Source organism: Bradyrhizobium sp. RP6 (assembly GCF_003837805.1).
GTDB lineage: Bacteria > Pseudomonadota > Alphaproteobacteria > Rhizobiales > Xanthobacteraceae > Bradyrhizobium.
Map to the genome: position 1 here is coordinate 24,915 of NZ_RQIT01000035.1, position 19,876 is coordinate 44,790.

Below are 19,876 nucleotides of genomic sequence, written 5' to 3' on the forward strand. Positions count from 1 at the left end.
GCTCCCACGGGAGCTTGACCAGGCAACTTACGGCGGCTCACCAGCCGCCGACTTTGTATTGGTGGTGATCGATGTTAGAAGTGCCGGGGAAACGCCTTATCCATCTAAGGCATGCATCGATGTTCGACCTCAACCAGCTCCGCTGCTTCGTCACGGTGGCGGAGGAACTGCATTTCGGCCGCGCCGCCGCGCGGCTGAACATGACCCAGCCGCCGTTGTCCCGGCAGATCCAGGTGCTCGAGCACATCATCGATGCGCCGCTGCTGGAACGCACCAGCCGATCGGTACGCCTCACCCCTGCGGGGCGCAGCTTCCTGCCGGAGGCGCGGCGTATCCTCAAGCTTGCGGAAAGCGCCTCGCAAGTCGCCCGCCGCATCGCGCTCGGCAAGACCGGCTCGCTCAAGATCGGCTTCACCGCGGCCGCGGCCTACGGCTTCCTCCCCGAACTCGTCGCCGCCTGCCGCGCCAAGCTGCCCGAGGTCGATTTCTCGCTGAAGGAGATGGTGTCCGGCGACCAGTTCGAGGCGCTGACCTCCGGCCAGATCGACACCGGCCTGCTGAGGCCGCCGATCGCACGTCCCGAACTTGCCAGCCGCCGGGTCGTCGCCGAGCCGCTGCTCGCGGCGATCCCGAAGAAGCATCCGCTGGCCAGCGCCGACAGCATCACCATCAAGGATTTCGACGACCAGCCCTTCGTGATGTACTCGCCCTATGAGAGCCGCTACTTCCACGACCTCCTGGTGGCGCTGTTCACCCGCGCCGACGTGCTGCCACGTTACGTCCAGCACCTCAGCCAGATCCACTCGATCCTCGCGATGGTGCGCGCCGGCCTCGGCCTTGCCATCGTGCCGGCCGCAGCCGCCAGCCTGAAGATCTCCGACGTGCGCCTGCGTCCCCTGAAGCTGCGCACTCGCGTGCCCGTCGAACTGTTCATGGTGTGGCGCCGCGAGGACGAGAATCCGCTGCTGTCGGCGCTGGTCAAAATCGCCGGCGAATTGTCCTCCGCGGAGCCGACAGAGGATTGATGCTCAATCCGCATCGGTCGATATAGGCTTTGGCTTGGACGCGCATCGAACGGTCTTCTAAACCACGGCGCATGGACGCGCAGGCTTGCGTCCTCCGCAGCACGCACGAAGGGAGCAGCGCCCGTGAGCAAGATGACCCCGCAGGAAATGGCCCGAACGATCGGATCCGGCCTCCTGTCTTTCCCCGTCACGCCGTTCAGGGCTGACTACTCCTTCGACGAGGCGATCTACCGCGCCAACATGGACTGGCTGTGCGGCTACGACGTTGCCGGCCTGTTCGCCGCCGGCGGCACCGGCGAGTTCTTCTCACTGACGCCATCAGAGGTTCCGCAGATCGTCAAGGTCGCCGTCGAGGAGACCAAGGGCCGCGTGCCCGTGCTTGCCGGCACCGGCTACGGCACCGCAATCGCGCGCGAGATCGCGGTTGGTGCCGAGAAGGCCGGCGCCGACGGCCTCTTGCTGCTGCCGCCCTATCTCACCCATTCCGAGCAGGACGGCCTCGCCGCCCATGTCGAGGCAGTCTGTGCCGCCGTGAAGATCGGCGTCATCGTCTACAACCGCGACAACGCCATTCTCCAGCCCGACACGCTGGCGCGTCTCGCCGAGCGCTGCCCGAACCTCGTCGGCTACAAGGACGGCATCGGCGACATCGAGCTGATGACCCGCGTCTACACCAGGCTCGGCGACCGCCTCACCTATATCGGCGGCCTGCCGACCGCGGAGACGTTCGCGCTGCCCTATCTCGACATGGGCGTGACGACCTATTCCTCGGCGGTGTTCAACTTCGTTCCGGAGTTCGCCACCAACTTCTACGCCGCCGTGCGCAAGCGCGACCATGAGACGATCCAAGCCGGCCTGAAGAACTTCATCCTGCCGCTGATCGCGATCCGCAACCGCAAGAAGGGCTATGCGGTTTCGATCATCAAGGCCGGCATGAAGGTGATCGGCCGCGATTCCGGCCCGGTCCGGCCGCCGCTGACCGATCTCACCGAACCGGAGATCGCGGAGCTGACCACGCTGGTGAAGAAGCTGCCCGCCGCACGATCGTCACAACAGGCTGCAGAATAGCAGTCGACAACAGGGAGGAGCGTGCAATGGCCCGGACCGAGATTTCTGGCGCACCTGTTGTCACCGCGATCCAGGTGATCCCGGTCGCGGGCCGCGACAGCATGCTCCTCAATTTGAGCGGCGCGCATGCGCCGTTCTTCACTCGCAACATCGTCATCCTCACCGACAATGCCGGTCACACCGGCGTCGGCGAGGTGCCGGGCGGGCAGAAGATCTGGCAGACGCTGCACGACGCCCGCGATCTCGTCGTCGGCAAGGCCGTCGGCGCGATGAACAACATCCTCGCCGACGTCCGCACCGCCTTCGCCGACCGCGACGCCGACGGCCGCGGCAAGCAGACGTTCGACCTCCGCGTCATGATCCACGCGGTCACGGCGATCGAATCCGCGTTGCTCGATCTGCTCGGCCAGCATCTCGATCTTCCCGTCGCGGCGCTGCTCGGCGAAGGCCAGCAGCGCAAGAGCGTCGAGACTCTCGGCTATCTCTTCTTCGTCGGCGACCGGCGCAAGTCGAAGCTCGACTACGTCACCGGCGAGACCGGCAAGGCGGAATGGTTCAACCTCCGCCATCAGGAGGCGATGACGCCCGAGGCCGTGGTGCGGCTCGCGGAGGCCACCCACGACCATTACGGCTTCGCCGACTTCAAGCTGAAGGGCGGTGTGCTCCGCGGCGAGCAGGAGATCGAGGCCGTCACCGCCATCGCAAAACGCTTCCCCCGCGCGCGCGTCACGCTCGACCCTAACGGCGCCTGGTCGCTCGACGAGGCCATCAGGCTCTGCAGGGGCATGCACGGCGTCCTCGCCTATGCCGAGGACCCCTGCGGCGCCGAGGCCGGCTTCTCCGGCCGCGAGATCATGGCCGAGTTTCGCCGCGCCACCGGCCTGCCGACCGCAACCAACATGATCGCCACAGACTGGCGGCAACTCTCCCACGCGTTGCGCTTGGGGTCGGTGGACATCCCGCTGGCCGATCCCCATTTCTGGACCATGCAAGGCTCGGTGCGCGTGGCCCAGACCTGCCGTGACAACGGCCTGACCTGGGGCTCGCACTCCAACAACCACTTTGACATCTCGCTCGCCATGTTCACTCATGTCGGCGCCGCCGCCCCCGGCAAGGTGACCGCGATCGACACCCACTGGATCTGGCAGGATGGCCAGGCGTTGACGAAGGAGCCGCTCCGGATCAGGGGCGGCAAGATCGCAGTGCCCGGTCGCCCCGGCCTCGGCATCGACATCGACCGCGCGGCCATCGAGGCCGCGCACGAGCTTTACAAGAAGCATGGACTTGGCGCACGGAATGACGCTATGGCCATGCAGGACCTGATCCCCGGCTGGACCTTCGACGACAAGCGTCCGTGCCTCGTGCGTTAAAAAAGTTCGGGCATGAACCGGCAAAAGTGGACACCGGTTTTCCGATGGGATCATGCCCTTGAACAGGGAGGAAAAAAAGATGACAGCGATCCTGAAGAACTTCATCGGCGGCGAATGGGTCGACGGCTCCGGCGTCACCAGGAACATCAATCCCTCCAACACCAACGACCTCGTCGGCGAATACGCCAAGGCCGACAAGGCGCAGACCGAGAAGGCGATCGCCGCCGCAAAGGCCGCCTTCCCCGCCTGGGCGCGCTCGACGCCGCAGGAGCGTTATGACGCGCTGAACAAGATCTCCGCCGAGATCCTCTCCCGCAAGGAAGAGCTGGGCCGCCTACTCGCGCGGGAGGAAGGCAAGACCTTGCCGGAAGGCATCGGCGAGGTCGCCCGTGCCGGCCAGATCTTCGCGTTCTTCGCCGGTGAAGCGCTGCGCCTGATCGGCGAGAAGGGCGCCTCCGTCCGTCCCGGCCTCGATGTCGAGCTCACGCGCGAGCCGGTCGGCGTCGTCGGCATGATCACGCCCTGGAATTTCCCGATCGCGATCCCGGCCTGGAAGATCGCCCCGGCGCTGTGCTATGGCAACACCGTCGTGTTCAAGCCGGCCGAGTTGGTGCCTGGCTCTGGACATGCGCTCGCCGAGATCATCACCCGTTCCGGCATTCCCGCCGGGGTGTTCAACCTCGTGGTCGGCTCCGGCTCCGTAGTCGGCCAGACGCTGCTCGAGCATCCCGATGTCGCCGCGATCTCCTTCACCGGCTCGGTGCAAACGGGCCGAAAGATCGCGCAGGCCTGCGTGCTGTCGAACCCCATGAAGAAATTCCAGCTCGAGATGGGCGGCAAGAATCCGCTGGTCGTGCTCGACGACGCCGACCTCAAGACCGCCGTCGAGGTCGCCGTCAACGGCGCCTATTTCTCCACCGGCCAGCGCTGCACCGCCTCCTCGCGCCTGATCGTCACCGAAGGCATCCATGACCGCTTCGTCGCGGCGATGGCCGAGCGGCTGAAGGGCCTGTCGGTGGACGACGCGCTCAAGGCCGGCGTGCATATCGGCCCGGTGGTCGACCAGAGCCAGCTCGACCAGGACCTGCGCTACATCAAGATCGGCCAGGACGAGGGCGCCAAGCTCGCCTTCGGCGGCGAGCTGCTCAAGCGCGAGAACCCCGGTCACTATCTCCAACCGGCGCTGTTCACAGAAGCCAACAACAACATGCGCATCGCGCGCGAGGAGATTTTCGGCCCGGTCGCCGCCGTCATCCGCGCCAAGAACTACGAGGAGGCGCTCGCGATCTCCAACGACACCGAGTTCGGCCTTGCCTCCGGCATCTGCACCACCAGCCTGAAATACGCTTCGCACTACAAGCGCAACAGCGAGTCGGGCATGGTGATGGTCAATCTGCCGACCGCCGGCGTCGACTATCACGTGCCGTTCGGCGGCCGCAAGGGCTCGAGCTACGGCGCCCGCGAGCAGGGCTCCTATGCCCGCGAGTTCTACACGACGGTGAAGACGGCTTACACCTTCCCCGGCTGATAGGCCGATATCGTAGGGTGGGTTAGCGCAGCGTAACCCAACTCTTCTGCTTCCGCGGATACCGACATTGGTCGGTTACGCCGCGCTAACCCACCCTACAAATCCGGAGTCCATCATGGACCAGGACGTCGCGGCGAAAGAGCAGCCCCGCTACATCAAGCTCAACGAGCGCGACAATGTCGCGATCGTGGTCAACGATTTCGGGCTTCCCGCCGGCTCGCGCTTTGCCAGCGGCCTGACGCTGCGCGCCTTCGTGCCGCAGGGGCACAAGACGGCCCTGGTCGACATCGCGGAAGGTGAACCGATCATCCGTTATGGCGAGATCATCGGCTATGCGCTGTCGCCGATCGAGGCCGGCGAATGGGTGGACGAGGCGCGCATCCGCATGCCGGAGGCCCCCGCCCTCGACAAGCTCGAGATCTCCACCGCCGTCCCCGCCCCGCTGCCGCCGCTCGAAGGCTTCACCTTCGAAGGCTACCGCAATCCCGACGGTTCGGTCGGCACCAAGAACATTCTCGGCATCTCCTCCTCCGTGCAATGCGTCAAGGGCACGATGGAATATGCGGTCAAGCGCATTCGCGCCGAGCTGTTGCCGAAATACCCGAACGTCGATGACGTCGTGCCGCTGACCCACGCTTATGGCTGCGGTGTCGCCATCAATGCGCCCGACGCGGTGGTGCCGATCCGCACCCTGCAGAACCTCGCGCTCAATCCGAATTTCGGCGGCGAGATCTTGGTTGTCGGCCTCGGCTGCGAGAAGCTGGCGCCGGAACGGCTGGTGCCGGAGGGCGTCGGCGATGCCATCGTGCGCATGCAGGACGAGGTCTTCGACGGGTTCGGCGCCATCGTCGATGCGATCATGAGCCAGGCCGAGGCGCGGCTAAAAGTGCTCGACACCCGCAAGCGCGAGACCTGCCCGGCGTCCGATCTCGTCATCGGCCTGCAGTGCGGCGGCAGCGACGCCTTCTCGGGCGTCACCGCAAATCCCGCCGTCGGCTTCGCCGCCGACCTCCTGGTGCGCGCCGGCGCCACCGTGATGTTCTCGGAAGTGACGGAAGTGCGCGACGCCATCCAGCTGCTCACGCGCCGCGCCATCAACGAGGACGTCGGCCGCGCACTGGTGCGCGAAATGGCCTGGTACGATTCCTATCTGGCCCGCGGCGGCGCCGACCGCAGCGCCAACACCACGCCCGGCAACAAGAAGGGCGGCCTCGCCAACATCGTCGAGAAGTCATTGGGCTCGATCGTGAAGTCCGGGTCATCCGCCATCACCGGCGTGCTGTCGCCCGGCGAGAAGGCGACGCAGAAAGGCATGCTGTTCGCGGCAACCCCCGCCTCCGACTTCATCTGCGGCACGCTGCAGCTCGCCTCGGGCATGACGCTGCAGGTGTTCACCACCGGCCGCGGCACGCCATACGGTCTTGCGGCCGCGCCCGTGATCAAGGTCGCGACCCGCAGCGAGCTCGCGCGGCGCTGGAAGGACCTGATCGACTTCGACGCCGGCAGCATTGCCACTGGCGAGAAGACCATCGAGGAATGCGGCTGGGACCTGTTTCGCCTGATCCTCGACGTCGCCTCCGGCCGCACCAAGCCATGGTCGGACCGCTGGGGCATCCACAACGATCTGACGCTGTTCAATCCGGCGCCGGTGACCTGAGCGCGGCAAGCGCGACGAAACCATCCTGCAATAGCGCGAAGAGTGTCATCTTCGCTCTCATCGCGCGATTGATGGCGTCTAGGTCATGCTGCCCGGCATGAAGCAGCGCACGCGCGGATGGCCGTCGATGTAGTGCTTCCAGACCATGGTGCGGCCGAACTTGTTCGGCACGGTGATCACCGCACCGTCCGGCACCACGACCCATTCGTCGTCGATCCGCACGCGGTAGCGGCCGCGATCCGATTCCCAATCGACGTCGGCAATGACGTAGCCGTCGGCATCCGAGCAGCACTGCCCGAATTCGCTGTGCAGACTCTCGAACCAGGGTTTTAGCGGCGAGTTGGCGTAGCGGCCGTCGTCGCGCGCCAGCGCCGAAGCCGCGAGCAGCGTCGTCAGCCCCAGCAGCGTGGCCGCACCTGATATGGCAGGTCTCATGTCGTCTCCGCGGTCGAAGTGATCGCCGCGAGGCAAACGCCACCGTCTGCCCGCAGCACCGCGCGCGACAGGCATGGAGACGGCGACTCGCTCCCCAGCGGCTTTGCCGACAGCTATGCAAATCCGGCGCCAGCACGCATTCCGGGGAACTACTGGAGCAGGCTCGGCACGCATTCGCCCTTCGGCGAACGTGGCCGCGCAGACCGTCTGCCCATGCGGGAAATGACCGGGCGCCGAAGCTACCGCCGATCGGGCAACAGTGCTTTGCGGGCCTTACTGCTTCGGTGCCGGCGCCATCATGCCGCCGCCCTTCTTCGTCGCGGGCGCCGGCGGCTTCACTGCGGCGGCTTGCGCAGGCAGATACTTCGCGACGATGGCGGGATCGACCTGGGCGATGTTGGCGTCAGGCAGACGCGTCCAGGTCTCGTCCTTGCCGAGCAGCGCGATGCCGAGATAGCCGCGCAGCGTCAGGGTCTGGCCGTCGGGGCTGATCCGCATGTTGGCCTTCCAGATCTGACCGTCGCGCGGATTAAGCACGTTGCCGCCTTCGTATTTCAATCCTTCGCGCTTCATGTTGCGGACGAAGGAGATGCCGAGCACCCGGGCGTTCTTGCGGTCGTCGGTGCATTTGCTGCAGACCTCGTTCGGGTCGTCGGTCGGCCGCGGAAAGGTCTTGGCGATCACGCCTTCGAAGACGCCGTTGTGGTCGATGAAGAGGAACCATCCGACCGTCCTGCCGTCTTCCACCTTCTGCCAGAGGCCCGCCGCCGTGGGCTCGGTGGTCTGCGCCGCACACGGGCTCACCGTCGCGAGCGACAATGCCAGCGCGAGGAAGGAGAGCAGCCGAAAGCTGGAACAAATTCGCATTAGATCACCTTGCTATTCCACAACCGGAATGGCCGTAGACTACGGCGATTTCGCGAACGGTTCCAGCACCAGAAACATGGGGCATCGCCTCACTGCGTTCCCTCAGTTGACACCGAGCTTCTTTTGCAGGCTGGAGGACGAAGTCGTGTACTGGAACACGAGCCGCTTCTCCGGATAGACGTAGCGATGGGCTTTTTGCGACATCAGCGCGCCCTCGTGGAAGCCGCACAGGATCAACTTGAGCTTGCCGGGATAGGTGTTGATGTCGCCGATGGCGAAGATGCCCGACACGTTGGTCTCGAACGCGGATGTCTCGACCGGCACCAGATTGTTCTCCAGCGCAATCCCCCAATTCGCGACCGGGCCGAGCTTCATGGTCAGCCCGAAGAACGGCAGCATGGTATCGCAGGCGATTTCGCTCACGCTGTTGTCATTGCCCTTGACGGTCGCGCCGGTGAGCTTGCCGTCAGCGCCGGAGAGCGCGGTGACCTGGCCGAGCCGCAGATCCATCTTGCCGCCAGCGACCAGCGCGCGCATCTGCTCGACGCTGTGGGGTGCGGCGCGAAACTCGTCCCGTCGGTGCAACAGCGTGATGCGCTTGGCCAAGGGATGCAGGTTGAGCGTCCAGTCGAGCGCGGAGTCGCCGCCGCCGACGATCAGCACGTTCTTGTCGCGGAACGTCTCCATCTTGCGCACGGCGTAGTGGACTGACGTGCCTTCATAGGCCTCGATGCCCGGCACCGGCGGACGCTTGGGCTGGAACGAGCCGCCGCCGGCCGCGATCACCACCACCTTGCATTCGAACACCTTGCCGGTATCGGTGGTACAGCGGAAGGCGGGATCGCCGATCTTCTCCACGGTCTCGACCATCTCGCCGAGATGGAACGTCGGGTGAAACGGCTTGATCTGCTCCATCAGCGCGTCGGTGAGGCCCTGCCCGGAGACCTGCGGAATGCCGGGAATGTCGTAGATCGGCTTTTCCGGATAGAGCTCGGCGCACTGTCCGCCGACCTTGTCGAGGATGTCGACGAAGTGCGTCTTCATGTCGAGAAGGCCGAGCTCGAAGGCGGCGAACAGACCGCAGGGGCCGGCGCCAATGATCAGCACATCGGTTTTGATCGCGTCGCTCATATCGTCTCTTTATCTATCGTTATCGGTTGGACGGCGCCCGGCGGGCAGAGGTGACCCTGCCTGTCTAGCCAACGGGGATGGATCAGGAAAGGCATAAAAGCAGGAGCGCCCCGCAGCCGCGCCCACTTGCCGCCGCAGAATAACTGGGTTGTAACGACCAAGGATATGACGGAGATCAACCGGTGAACGCACCAAGCCGCCTCGATACGACGCCACGCCTGGAGGACTATCCCTTCCGCCTCAGCGATAACGTTCGCTTCGGCGATCTCGATCCCAACCAGCACGTCAACAACGCGGTCTACGCCACCTATTTCGAGACCGGCCGTGTCACGCTGATGAAGCTTCCCGAATACGGGCTGACTCCACCGGGCCTCGCCTGGATCATGGTCCGGCTCGACATGCATTTTCGCGCCGAGCTGCACTGGCCCAATGCGATCGAGCTCGGCCTTGGCGTGGTGAAGCTTGGACGGACGTCCGTGACCTTCGAACAGGTCGTGTTCTCGAACGGGAAGTGCATTGCGTCAGCGACGTCGGTCGGCGTCCTGCTCGACGAGGCCACGCGGCGCCCCGCGCCGCTGACCGCAGAGGTGATCGAGAAGCTCAGACCCTGGCACAAGCGCGGCATCGACGTCGCGCCGCCGCGCACTTGATATATCGAGGGAGGATCAGGCCTGGCGTTCCGGCGTAGCCACCACGAGACCGTCGAGCTCGTCGGAAACCTTGATCTGGCAGGACAGGCGCGAGTTCGGGCGCACGTCGAAGCCGAAGTCCAGCATGTCCTCTTCCATCGGCGTCGGGCTGCCGACCTTCTCGCGCCAGGCTTCGTCGACATAGACATGGCAGGTCGCGCAGGCGCAGGCACCGCCGCATTCCGCCTCGATACCGGGAATGCTGTTGCGGATCGCGGCTTCCATCACGGTTGCGCCGTTCTCGATTTCTACCGTGCGGGTTTCGCCCTTGTGGTCGACAAAGTGAATCTTGGCCATGTGTGCTCGTGCTGCCGAGGTGCTGGGAATGAAGGAGGGTCCGGGCTGTCCTATAACGGGTCGGTTAGCCCGGCGCCATAGCGTTTTGATGCGAAATAAATCCCGCTTTGCGGGAAGAAAACGCGTCAAAACAAACGACTAGGGGCCCGGCTCCGACCGTATCGGCTTACGGCTTCAGGATCGCCGCGATGGCGGCGCGGGCATCGGTCACGGCCTCTTTCAGAGCGGCGAAAGCATGGGACCGGCCATGGCCGGCCCGGATCGCACTCTCCAGGCTGGCGGCGGCATCGGCAACCGCAAAGGCGCCAATTCCGCGCGCCGAACCCTTGAGCTTGTGTGCGAGCGCGCCGGCCTCGGCCGGCCTCGCAGCCATCGCCGCGAGCAGGCGTCCGGCCTGCTCGCCGAACATCGCCAGCACTTCCTGTTCCAGTTCGGTGTCGCCGAGCGTCATCCGGGAGAGGTGATCGAGATCGAGCGGGCTGTCGATAGGTGCAAGCGGGGGCGAAGGCATCCAGTCCATCCGTTGCAGTTCAGGCGTCATCGCGCAGGCCCCGGCGTCGCGTGGCGACCGCCGTTCCGGCGGTCAGGTTCCTCTCAACCAAGCATGAAAATAGTTAACGAAATGTTTGGGCTGTTTGACGCATATCCGTCCGTTTATTGACGCAAAGTTGCCGCAATCAGCCGAGTTCGGTGGAGAATTCCATTGATTGCTAAGGCGTTACGGCGCGATCCTGTTAACGATGATTAAGATTGTCTTAATCGCAGGCATTTCATTCGCGACGCTCTGCCAATAGGATGTTGCGGAAATTGGCGGACAAGCCGTCCGGGTGGGGACGGCTCGGAGATCCGCGCAAGCGGCATGATCCGGTCTGTGGGCTTGCGCCGAGCGCAGGGCTCGCGGGGGGACGCGTACAAGTAACGAGGGCTCGGACTGAACATGGCGAACACTCCGAAAAAGGTCAAAGACCCCACAGAAGTTGCGCTTTCTGCGATCCAGGAAGCCCTGAACATCAGTGACACGGCTGCCGATACCAGCCGCAACGCCACCATGCGCGACGAAGCGGCGCCTCCGGTGCCGCCCGCGCCCCCGATCTTCGACGAGCCGAGCTTCGAGCCGCGACCGGCCGCCAATGAGCGGGCAACCGTGTTCGATACGGTCGAGGAGCCGCGCACCTCGCGCCGCGCCGCCAATGACGACCGCGAGACCATCGGCCAGCTGCTCCAGGCGCTTCAGAAGGGCCGCCCTGCCCGCAGCGTCTACACCTTCGCCACGATCTTCGCCGGCGTCTGGCTCGCCGCCTGCGCCGCGCTGACCGTCGGCTTCCTGCCTTGGATCCAGGCCGCCATGGGCCAGAGCGGCGGCGTGCTCGTCATTGCCGGTCTCGTCGCGATGTTGTTCGCGCCGATCATGCTGTTCTACTTCCTCGCCAGCCTCGTCTGGCGCGGCCAGGAAATGCGCATGATCGCGCAGGCGATGGCGCAGGTCGCGATCCGCTTCTCAGAGCCCGAAGGCTCGGCCTCCGATTCCATGGTCACGGTCGGCCAGGCCATCCGCCGCGAGGTCGCGGCGATGGGCGACGGCATCGAGCGCGCGATTGCGCGCGCCGGCGAGCTCGAGACGCTGGTCGCCAACGAGGTCGCCGCGCTGGAGCGCGCCTATAGCGACAACGAGGTGCGCATCCGCGCCCTGCTCCAGGACATCGCGCATCAGCGCGACAATCTGGTCGGCCAGGCCGAGCAGGTCCGCAGCGCCATCTCCGGCGTGCAGATCGATCTGCGCCACGACATCGCGCTGATCTCGGACGCGATCGCCTCCCGCGTCGACGAGGTTGCGAAGTCGATCACCGGCGCGCTCGAAGAGCGCGGTGCCCACATCACCCAGGCGCTGAGCAATGCCGGCGACAACATGATCCTGGCGCTCGGCGAGCGCGGCGGCGACCTGCTCGACCGCCTCGAGGAAGCCAGCAACGAGACCACACGCGCGGTGCTCGACGCCAGCGAGCGGCTGACCACCAGCCTCAACTTCAAGACCGGCCACGTCCACGACGAGTTCGTCGACCTCGCCGACCGCGTCCACGAGATGCTGAACGAGCGCATCGACCGCATCACCGGCGAATTCGAGCAGCGCTCCGCCGCAATCGTCGACGGCATCTCCGAGCGTACCGAGCAGGTGCACGATTCCCTGAAGAACTCGTCGGACTCGCTGCTGCTCGAGCTCGAGCTGCGCTCCAACGACCTCTCGGCCAAGATCGACGATGCCGGCAACCGGCTCGCCAACCACATCATGACGAGCGGCGACAAGGCGAGCGAGGCGCTCGACGCCACCGTCAACACGCTGGTCGCCAAGGTCGTCAGCCAGACCGAGACCGCACACGATTCGCTGTCGCTCCAGATGAGCGCCTTCGACGAGCTGGTGAAGAACCAGGGCACCGAGCTGGTCGAGAAGTTCGCCCGCGACTCCGGCACGCTCGGCGCGCTGATCACGCGTCACATTTCCGAGTTCGACCGCACCGTGAAGAACTTCGGCGGCGAGATCGTCGAGCGCATGGGCCAGCGCACGCAGGACATCGCCGAGACGCTGAAGACCTATGTCGACAATTTCGACACCCGCTTCACGGCGAACGGCGGCGAGATCACGGCGGTGCTCGACCAGCGCCTCGTGCAATTCGAGACTACGGTCGGGGAACGCGTCAGCAATCTCGACGCCTCGCTGAACGGCAAGATCACCAGCCTCGACGGCACGATCGAAGGCCACATCAGGACCTTCGACGAGCAGCTCGTCGGCCGGGTCGCCGCACTCGAACAGTCGTTCGACAGCCGCGCGAAGTCCATGACCGAAACCATCGACGGACGCATCAGCACGCTGGCGATGTCGCTGACCGATGGCGCCGCGCAGGCGATCCACTCGATCGACTCCCGCCTCAACTATCTCACGACGTCGCTGACCGATGGCGCGTCCCAGGCGATCCAGTCGATCGATAGCCGCCTGACGCACCTCACCACGACGCTCACCGGCGGCGCGACGCAGGCGCTCGAATCCATCGACTCCCGCCTCACCTACCTGACCACCGCCGTGACGAACGGCGCGACGCAGGCCGTGCAGTCGATCGACACGCGCCTCACGCTGCTGAGCTCGACGCTCACGGACGGCACCGCGCAGGCGATCGAGGCGGTCGACCGCCGCATCACCGGCGTCACCGAGATCATCGACGGCCGCAGCACGCACCTGACCGACACGGTCACGGCGCGCTTCCAGGAGATCCATCAGGTCATCGAGACCAGGGTCGGCTCGGTCGCAAGCGACATCGACGTGCGCGTGGCGCAGTTCGAGGACCTGCTCGGCTCGCGCGTCGAGGCCGTCGCCGGCCGCATCGAGAGCAGCGGACGCCAGGCCAGCGAGGACATGATGTCCCGCGCCGAGATGATCTCGACCGCGATCCGCTCGCATGTCGAGGACGCCGAGCGCTCGCTCACCAACCTCGTCGTCAACACCAGCGAGACGATCCAGACCGGCGCTCGCACCGCTCAGCAGTCGCTGCTGACGGTCTCCTCCGACGTCAACGCCCAGCTCAAGATGACCTCGGCCGAGGTCGAGCAGGCGCTGACCGCGGTCGGCACCGGTGCGGCGAACTCGATCCTGACCAGCGCCCGCGAAGCGCAGTCGACGCTGGTCGCGGCATCGGGCGATGCCTCCAACCAGATCAAGGGGCTCGCGGCCGACGTCGAACGCACGCTGTCGGCGGCAGGCGCTGCCACCGCAGCCTCGATCCTGGCCGGCGCCCGCGAGGTGCAGACCACTCTCGTCACCGCCTCCTCGGACGCGGCCAACCAGGTCAAGACGCTCGCCGCCGACGTGCAGCGTTCGCTGTCGCTGGCCGGCACCACCACGGCGGAATCGATCACCGCCGGCGCCCGCGATGCGCAGGGTGCGCTGATCGCGGCTTCGACCGAGACCGCCAACCAGATCAAGGCGCTGTCCTCGGACGTGCAGCGCTCGCTCACGATGGCGGGCACCTCGACGGCCGAGACCATCATGAGCGGCGCCCGCGAGGCCCAGAGCACGCTGGTCACGGCATCCTCGGATGCGGCCGCGCAGGTCAAATCGCTCACGGCCGATGTGCAGCGTTCGCTCGCGATGGCCGGCACCTCGACCGCCGAGACCATCACCTCCGGCGCTCGCGAGGCGCAGAACATGCTGGTCACGGCGTCCTCGGATGCGGCGAGCCAGGTCAAGTCGCTCGCGGCCGAAGTGCATCGTTCGCTCTCGCAGGTCGGCCAGTCGACCGCCGAGACGATCACCAGCAGCGCTCGCGACGCCCAGAGCACTCTTCTTGCTGTCTCCGCGGAACAAACCAGCCAGGTCCGCTCGCTCGCGGCCGAGATGCAGCGCGCGCTGGCGACCGCCGGCGGCGCCACCATCGAGGCGCTCACCAGCGGCGTTCGCGAGGCCCAGGGCTCGCTGATCTCCGCCTCGAGCGATGCGGCGAGCCAGATCAAGTCGCTGACGACGGACATCGAGCGCACGCTGACCTCGGTCGGCGCCGACACCGCCTCGACCATCCTCAGCAGCGCGCGTGAGGCGCAGATCTCGCTGACCTCGACCTCGGCCGACGCCGCGAGCCAGATCCGCACGATCTCGACCGAGATCGAGCGGACGCTGAGCGCGGCGGCCGCCAACGCGACCAACGACATCCAGACCAGCGCGCTCAACGCCCAGAACGCGCTGATATCGGCCTCCAACGAGGCGAGCTCGCGGGTCAAGTCGAGCTCGGCCGACGTCGAGCGGTCGGTGCTCGCCGCCAGCAGCAGCTTCGGCCAGGCCATGACCGGCAAGACCGACGAGATCGTCACCTATGTGCAGCAGCAGGCCGACCGCCTGTCGAACATGATCGACGCCAAGCGCGGTTCGCTGGTCGATGCGATCGGCTCGAAGACCAGCCAGCTCACGCTCGACATCGACCGCGTCACCTCCGATGCGCTGAAGTCGATCGAGACGCGCGGCCAGGCCTTCTCGCAAACCATGATGGGCAACGGCTCGGAAGTCGCCCGCACCATCAACGCGGCGAGCGAGATCGCCACCAGCGCGGTCGGCAAGTCGCTCAAGGACCTCGAGCAGGCCTCGCGTTCCGCGATCGACCAGTCGCGCCAGGTCTCGATCGCGGCCGTCACCGAGATGCAGGAGACCAGCAAGATCCTGCGCACCGACACGGTGGCCCTGTTCGAGCGCCTGCGCGAAGGCAACATCCTGCTCCAGGAAGTGCTGACCGGTGCGCACGACAACCTCAACTCGCTCGAGCGGGCGCTGGTGACGCGCGTCGCCGACTTCGTCTCGGCGATGAACGACGTGACCTCGCGCAACGGCGATGCGACGCAGAACCTGGAAGAGCAGCTCAACGTCTTCAACAGCAAGACCACCAAGGCGCTGCAGGATCTCGGCGAGCTGTCGATCCAGTTCGACAAGCACGGCCAGGCGCTGGTCGAGGCCGCGCAGGTCGTCGAGCAGAGCAACAAGAACACCACCGCCTCGCTCGCCGAACGCAAGCAGGCGCTGGAATCGCTCGTCACCACGATCGACCTGCGCACGGCCGATCTCGACCAGCGGCTGTCGCGCTTCACCGGACTGCTCGATGAATCGCTGGCCGCAGCCGAAGAGCGCGCCCGCGACATCGCCCGCGTCGTCGCCGAGACCGCCGGCGCAGGCTCGGCCGCGATTACCCGCCAGTTCGAGGCGGTGCGCGCGGCGTCCGAGGAGGAGCACCGGCAGACGATCGAGGCCATGCACGACATCTACCGCCAGACCACCGACGAGGCGGATGCGATGTTCAAGCAGTCGACCGAGAAGTTCACCAATCTCGTCTCCAGCATGAAGCAGATGGCCTTCGAGATGCACAACGAGCTCGAAGCCACCCGCAACGAGCTGCGCCGCGGCGTGCTCGAGATGCCGCAGGAGGCTGCCGAGAGCACGGCGCAGATGCGCAAGGTGATCGTCGACCAGATCGAGGCCCTCGCCGAGCTCAACCGCATCGTGGCCCAGCATGGCCGCGGCCTCGATGTCACCACGGCGGGCCGCGCCAGCCTGCAGCGCCAGGAGGAGCCGGTGCTGGCAGCCGTCGGCGGCCGGGCTCCCGAGACCCGCATGCGCGACACCGGCAGCGCCTCGACGCTGCCGCCGCCGGACCTCGGCATGCCGGCTCCCTCGCGCCGCACCGAGGCCCCGCCGGTCGCGCCCGCAGGGAGCGACCAGGGCCGTGACGGCTGGCTGTCGGATCTGCTCAACCGGACGGATGCCAACCAGGGCGCTCCGACCGGACGTGAGGCGCCGCGCAGCCGCCCTGCGCCCGCTCCGCAGCCCCCGGCGCCGCAGGCTGGCGCCAATCCGCTGGAATCGCTGTCGCTCGACATCGGCCGGCTGATGGACCGCAACCTCGCGGCCGAGATGTGGGACCGCTACCAGCGCGGCGAGAACAAGGCCTTCACCAAGCGCCTCTACACGCCCGCCGGCCAGAAGGCCTTCGACGAGGTCGCCCGCAAGTACCGCGCCGACCGCAACTTCAAGGGCACGGTCGACCGCTATGTCGCCGAGTTCGAACGCCTGCTGGACGAAGTCGCCCGCGACGGCCGCGGCCCGCAGGAGCTGCGCAGCCACCTGATCTCGGAGACGGGCCTGGTGTACACGCTGCTCGCGCATGCGGCGGGCCGGCTGGGGTGAGCGGAAGCTCGCCAATGGCGGATAGCGAATAGCGAATGAAAACGGAGGCCCCACGGCCTCCGTTTCTGTTTGGGTGCATCATCCGCGCTCTCGTGCCTCGGACGCGGCGCAGCGCTTTCTTCAGCGGTGCGCTGCAGAGCCGGGGCCCATCTCTCAACGTGTGCCGTGTTGCCTTCTGGATCCCGGCTCTGCGCGGCAACGCTTATGCGTTGCCGCTTGTCCGGGACACGAACTCACTCGCCGCCTACCGCCTCGGCGCTGCCGCCGGTCTCGGCGGCTCGGGCGGCGGGGCGGGCTGCGACGAGTTGCTGGCGCCAAACAGCACGCGGGTCGGGTTGCGGTCGAAATTGTTCACAGCGCGGCTGATGTCGCCGAGGGTGCGGCGGCCGTCGGCCATCAGCGCGCCGGAGCGCTTGTCGAAATCGTCGGCGAGTTCGCGGATCGACTTCACCGCCTGGAACAGCTCGCCGCCGTCCTTGCCGCCGGCCAGCGTGTTGAGGCCGAGCATGAGATTGTCGGCCTTGAGCATCACGCCGTCGACCTTGGCCATGACGGCGTCGATCTTCTCGGAATTGCGCGCCAGCGAGTTGGTGAAGGTCTCGAGGTTCTTCAGTGAGTTCTTCACCGATTCCTGATTGTCGGCGACGATCTTGTTGACGTTCTGCAACGTGGCGCGGATCGCCTCGGTGACGTCCTGGAGCTTGTTGGGATCGGCGGTGAGCGTCGGGATGCCGTCCTGGTCGAGCGGCGGCGGGGCCGCCGCCTCGTCGCCGCCCTTGAGCGAGATTGCGGCGACCCCGGTGAGGCCCTGGAATTCGAGGCCGACCAGAGTGTCCTTGCGGATCGGTGCGTTGTTCTCGATCATGGCGAGTGCGACAACCCGCCGCGGGTTGTCCAGCTTCACCGAGACCACCTCGCCCACCCTGATACCGTTGAAATTGACGCTCCCGCCGTTGCGCAGGCCCGCCGCCGGCCCCTCGAACACGACGCGCAGAGGGCTGCGCTGCTTGGTGGCGTGCAGCGACTGGAACCACAGCACGAAGCCGATCGCCGCGGCGATCACTGCCAGCGTGAACGAGCCGATCAATACGTAATTCGCCCGCGTTTCCATCAGGTGCTCCGGCTACTCGACCCAGCTATTCAACCCATGACCGCGCGGGCGCGCTTGCCATGAAAATACTGCCTCAGCCAGGGATGCTGCGAGGCCTGCATGTCGGCGATCGACCCTGCCGCAATGATCTTACCGTTCCCTAAAACGGCGATGCGATCACATGCTGTGTAGAGGCTGTCGAGGTCGTGAGTTACCATGAAAACTGTCAGCCCCAAAGTGCGCTGGAGGGTCCTGACCAGCTCGTCGAAGTCGCCGGCGCCGATCGGGTCGAGGCCGGAGGTCGGCTCGTCCAGGAAGACGAGGTCCGGATCGAGCGACAGCGCGCGTGCCAGCGCCACGCGCTTGATCATGCCGCCGGAGAGCTCGGACGGAAAACGCTCGGCGACTTCCGGCTTGAGCCCGACCATGGTGAGCTTGGCCATGGTGATCTCGTCCATCAGGCGCTGCGAGACGCGCAAATATTCGCGCATCGGAAACTGGATGTTCTGCCCGACGGTGAGCGAGGAGAACAGCGCGCCCTGCTGGAACAGCACGCCCCAGCGCCGCTCCACGTTGCGCCGCTGCGACGTGCTGGAGGAATCGAGGTCGACGCCGAACACCTCGATCGAGCCCGCGACCTTCGGCACGAGGCCGATGATGGTGCGCGTCAGCACCGACTTGCCCGCACCCGATGGGCCGACAAATCCCAAAATCTCGCCGCGCTTGACGTCGAGATTGAGCCCGTCGAGCACGCGCGTCGTGCCGAACTGCACGGTGATGTCGCGAACGCGGATGATGGGATCCTGAATCTCGCTTTGAGCTTCTTTTGCCATCGTCACATCCCGATCGAGGCGAAGAAGATGGCGAACACCCCGTCCATGACGATGACGAAGAAGATGCCCTTCACCACCGATGCCGTGGTGTGCTGTCCCAGCGATTCCGCGCTGCCCTGCACGGCGAGCCCTTCGACACAGGCGACGATGCCGATCACGGCGGCCATGACGGGCGCCTTCACCATGCCGACGATGAAATGATCGATCGAGATGGCGTCGCGCAGGCGCAGCAGGAAGGCCTCGGGTTCGACCCCGCCATAGAGCCAGGCGACCAGACCACCGCCATAGAGCGCAGCCATGGCGCCGAGGAAAGCGAGAATCGGCAGCGCCAGCACCAGCGCCAGCATGCGCGGCAGCACCAGAACCTCGATCGGGTCGAAGCCCATGGTGCGCAGCGCGTCGATCTCCTCGCGCATCTTCATCGAGCCGAGCTCGGCGGTGTAGGCGCTGCCCGAACGTCCCGCGACCATGATCGCGACCAGCAAGACGCCGATCTCGCGCAGCACCAGCACGCCGAGCATGTCGACAACGAAGATGTCGGCGCCGAAGCGGCGGAAATGGAAGATGCCTTGTTGCGCGATGATGCAACCGATCAGGAAGGTGATCAGCACGATGATCGGCACCGCGCGCCAGCAGACCTGCTCCATGTGGTGCACGGTCGAGGTCAGGCGGAACGAGCGCGGGTGGATCAGGACGCGAAACCCCGCCGCGAGCACGGCGCCGAGCATGTCGACGAGGCCCGCCACGGTCCCGGCCACACCGGCCACGGCCCGGCCGATCTGCTCCATCATGCCGGAGATGGTGATCGTGCTGCCGTCGACCACAGGGGTCGCCCTGACCCGCCGCACCTCGTCGACGAGGCTGGAATAATTGGCGGAGAGGCCCGCGATCTGCGCTTCGACGGTGCCTTGGGTCAGGCTGCGGCGCAGGCGCTCGATCAGCCAGGCCCCGAACGTGTCGAGCTTGGCGACTTCGGAGACGTCGATGAAGATGCTTTGCGGGGTGCCGGCGAGCTTCTCGGCGTCAGCCACCATCCGCTCCAGGACCGGCGCGAAGCTCGCGGTCCAGGTCCCGGTAGCGCAAAGTGCCAGCGCGTTGCCCTTGGTAATCCGTTCGAGCTTCGGATCGCTATTCAAGATGTCCGCTCCCGTGCCGGGGCGGAGAAAATCAGATGGTT

Annotated in this window: 15 protein-coding genes; 7 read left to right on the forward strand and 8 right to left on the reverse strand. The window is 66.1% G+C overall.

Annotated features, from left to right (window positions below):
• The first annotated feature begins 119 nt into the window (after positions 1–119).
• From EHH60_RS34910 to garD, 5 genes are all read left to right on the forward strand, one after another.
• On the forward strand, positions 120–1,025 hold the full coding sequence (locus EHH60_RS34910; protein ID WP_124163740.1) for a LysR family transcriptional regulator: 906 nt from the start codon (positions 120–122) through the stop codon (positions 1,023–1,025).
• A gap of 123 nt (positions 1,026–1,148) precedes the next feature.
• The gene (kdgD, locus tag EHH60_RS34915; RefSeq protein ID WP_124163741.1) at positions 1,149–2,093 is read left to right on the forward strand and encodes a 5-dehydro-4-deoxyglucarate dehydratase; all 945 of its coding nucleotides are present in this window, start codon (positions 1,149–1,151) and stop codon (positions 2,091–2,093) included.
• 26 nt (positions 2,094–2,119) lie between these two features.
• The gene (gudD, locus tag EHH60_RS34920) at positions 2,120–3,463 is read left to right on the forward strand and encodes a glucarate dehydratase (RefSeq protein WP_124163742.1); all 1,344 of its coding nucleotides are present in this window, start codon (positions 2,120–2,122) and stop codon (positions 3,461–3,463) included.
• 79 nt (positions 3,464–3,542) lie between these two features.
• A complete protein-coding gene (locus EHH60_RS34925; RefSeq protein ID WP_124163743.1) occupies positions 3,543–4,991 on the forward strand; it encodes an aldehyde dehydrogenase family protein in 1,449 nt (482 codons plus the stop codon).
• A gap of 115 nt (positions 4,992–5,106) precedes the next feature.
• The gene (gene garD, locus EHH60_RS34930) at positions 5,107–6,648 is read left to right on the forward strand and encodes a galactarate dehydratase (RefSeq protein WP_124163744.1); all 1,542 of its coding nucleotides are present in this window, start codon (positions 5,107–5,109) and stop codon (positions 6,646–6,648) included.
• 78 nt (positions 6,649–6,726) lie between these two features.
• Here garD and EHH60_RS34935 read toward each other — a convergent pair whose 3' ends face one another.
• The 3 genes from EHH60_RS34935 to EHH60_RS34945 all read right to left on the reverse strand — a co-directional run bounded on the left by EHH60_RS34935 (position 6,727) and on the right by EHH60_RS34945 (position 9,081).
• On the reverse strand, positions 6,727–7,083 hold the full coding sequence (locus EHH60_RS34935; RefSeq protein WP_028177426.1) for a hypothetical protein: 357 nt from the start codon (positions 7,081–7,083) through the stop codon (positions 6,727–6,729).
• 273 nt (positions 7,084–7,356) lie between these two features.
• Entirely contained in the window at positions 7,357–7,950 is a 594-nt protein-coding gene (locus EHH60_RS34940; RefSeq protein ID WP_124163745.1) for a DUF2147 domain-containing protein, read from the reverse strand.
• A gap of 102 nt (positions 7,951–8,052) precedes the next feature.
• Positions 8,053–9,081 (reverse strand): NAD(P)/FAD-dependent oxidoreductase, encoded by a 1,029-nt coding sequence (locus EHH60_RS34945; protein ID WP_124163746.1) that lies wholly within the window; start codon positions 9,079–9,081, stop codon positions 8,053–8,055.
• Between the two features lie 182 nt (positions 9,082–9,263).
• Here EHH60_RS34945 and EHH60_RS34950 point away from each other — a divergent pair, with 182 nt between their 5' ends.
• Positions 9,264–9,731 carry an acyl-CoA thioesterase gene (locus tag EHH60_RS34950; RefSeq protein WP_124163747.1) on the forward strand — a complete coding sequence of 156 codons (468 nt, stop codon included), beginning with the start codon at positions 9,264–9,266 and terminating at the stop codon, positions 9,729–9,731.
• Between the two features lie 15 nt (positions 9,732–9,746).
• Here the strand turns inward: EHH60_RS34950 and EHH60_RS34955 are convergent, their stop codons facing one another.
• Together EHH60_RS34955 and EHH60_RS34960 are read right to left on the reverse strand one after the other, a co-directional pair.
• The gene (locus EHH60_RS34955) at positions 9,747–10,067 is read right to left on the reverse strand and encodes a 2Fe-2S iron-sulfur cluster-binding protein (RefSeq protein WP_008143731.1); all 321 of its coding nucleotides are present in this window, start codon (positions 10,065–10,067) and stop codon (positions 9,747–9,749) included.
• 166 nt (positions 10,068–10,233) lie between these two features.
• Positions 10,234–10,578 (reverse strand): Hpt domain-containing protein, encoded by a 345-nt coding sequence (locus tag EHH60_RS34960; protein ID WP_245454670.1) that lies wholly within the window; start codon positions 10,576–10,578, stop codon positions 10,234–10,236.
• 426 nt (positions 10,579–11,004) lie between these two features.
• Between EHH60_RS34960 and EHH60_RS34965 the strand changes: the two genes are divergently transcribed.
• Positions 11,005–16,776, forward strand: coding sequence for an apolipoprotein A-IV repeat region-like domain-containing protein (locus EHH60_RS34965; protein WP_124163749.1), 5,772 nt, complete (start codon positions 11,005–11,007; stop codon positions 16,774–16,776).
• A gap of 244 nt (positions 16,777–17,020) precedes the next feature.
• Here the strand turns inward: EHH60_RS34965 and EHH60_RS34970 are convergent, their stop codons facing one another.
• The 3 genes from EHH60_RS34970 to EHH60_RS34980 are packed head-to-tail and all read right to left on the reverse strand — an operon-like array spanning position 17,021 to position 19,835.
• A complete protein-coding gene (locus EHH60_RS34970; protein WP_124163750.1) occupies positions 17,021–17,887 on the reverse strand; it encodes an MlaD family protein in 867 nt (288 codons plus the stop codon).
• Between the two features lie 29 nt (positions 17,888–17,916).
• Entirely contained in the window at positions 17,917–18,699 is a 783-nt protein-coding gene (locus tag EHH60_RS34975) for an ABC transporter ATP-binding protein (RefSeq protein WP_199752418.1), read from the reverse strand.
• 2 nt (positions 18,700–18,701) lie between these two features.
• On the reverse strand, positions 18,702–19,835 hold the full coding sequence (locus EHH60_RS34980; protein ID WP_124163752.1) for an MlaE family ABC transporter permease: 1,134 nt from the start codon (positions 19,833–19,835) through the stop codon (positions 18,702–18,704).
• Positions 19,836–19,876 lie beyond the last annotated feature (41 nt).

Excerpts from the sequence above, each read along its gene's own strand:
- EHH60_RS34910 (WP_124163740.1), top strand. The coding sequence starts at position 120 with ATGTTCGACCTCAACCAGCTCCGCTGCTTCGTCACGGTGGCGGAGGAA.
- gudD (WP_124163742.1), top strand. The coding sequence starts at position 2,120 with ATGGCCCGGACCGAGATTTCTGGCGCACCTGTTGTCACCGCGATCCAG.
- EHH60_RS34925 (WP_124163743.1), top strand. The coding sequence starts at position 3,543 with ATGACAGCGATCCTGAAGAACTTCATCGGCGGCGAATGGGTCGACGGC.
- garD (WP_124163744.1), top strand. The coding sequence starts at position 5,107 with ATGGACCAGGACGTCGCGGCGAAAGAGCAGCCCCGCTACATCAAGCTC.
- EHH60_RS34935 (WP_028177426.1), bottom strand. The coding sequence starts at position 7,083 with ATGAGACCTGCCATATCAGGTGCGGCCACGCTGCTGGGGCTGACGACG.
- EHH60_RS34940 (WP_124163745.1), bottom strand. The coding sequence starts at position 7,950 with ATGCGAATTTGTTCCAGCTTTCGGCTGCTCTCCTTCCTCGCGCTGGCA.
- EHH60_RS34945 (WP_124163746.1), bottom strand. The coding sequence starts at position 9,081 with ATGAGCGACGCGATCAAAACCGATGTGCTGATCATTGGCGCCGGCCCC.
- EHH60_RS34955 (WP_008143731.1), bottom strand. The coding sequence starts at position 10,067 with ATGGCCAAGATTCACTTTGTCGACCACAAGGGCGAAACCCGCACGGTA.
- EHH60_RS34960 (WP_245454670.1), bottom strand. The coding sequence starts at position 10,578 with ATGCCTTCGCCCCCGCTTGCACCTATCGACAGCCCGCTCGATCTCGAT.
- EHH60_RS34965 (WP_124163749.1), top strand. The coding sequence starts at position 11,005 with ATGGCGAACACTCCGAAAAAGGTCAAAGACCCCACAGAAGTTGCGCTT.
- EHH60_RS34970 (WP_124163750.1), bottom strand. The coding sequence starts at position 17,887 with ATGGAAACGCGGGCGAATTACGTATTGATCGGCTCGTTCACGCTGGCA.
- EHH60_RS34975 (WP_199752418.1), bottom strand. The coding sequence starts at position 18,699 with ATGGCAAAAGAAGCTCAAAGCGAGATTCAGGATCCCATCATCCGCGTT.